Raw genomic sequence first — 308 nt, forward strand, 5'->3', positions numbered from 1 at the left:
AAAGCATGCCCAGATGAATCCAGAACATCAACCAAAGGGGTAGCAGTATTCATCAAAATGATTCTCAGCAAATCCATCCTAGTCATGCCTTCTGGTGGTGTCATTTGGCGAATCCGTGGCAATAAAAGTGCACTGGCCCCCGCCACAATTGGCGAAGCCATCGAAGTCCCTGACATGGAGCCATAACGATTGTCATTCAAGGTTGCATAAACATCCTCTCCTGGCGCCACAATCTCTGGCTTCAATTCTAAGTTGACCGTAGGACCCCAACTAGAAAAGCCTGATACAGTCGGCACTTCAATCAACTT

The 308-nt window shown here is 47.4% G+C and carries 1 protein-coding gene; it reads right to left on the minus strand.

Going from position 1 to position 308, the window contains the following annotated elements:
• A partial coding sequence (locus tag C1E99_RS10790; protein WP_153060196.1) for a S8 family serine peptidase occupies positions 1 to 308 on the minus strand: 308 nt, incomplete at both ends.

The sequence above is a fragment of the Streptococcus suis genome, from assembly GCF_002964045.1.
Taxonomy (GTDB): domain Bacteria; phylum Bacillota; class Bacilli; order Lactobacillales; family Streptococcaceae; genus Streptococcus; species Streptococcus suis_U.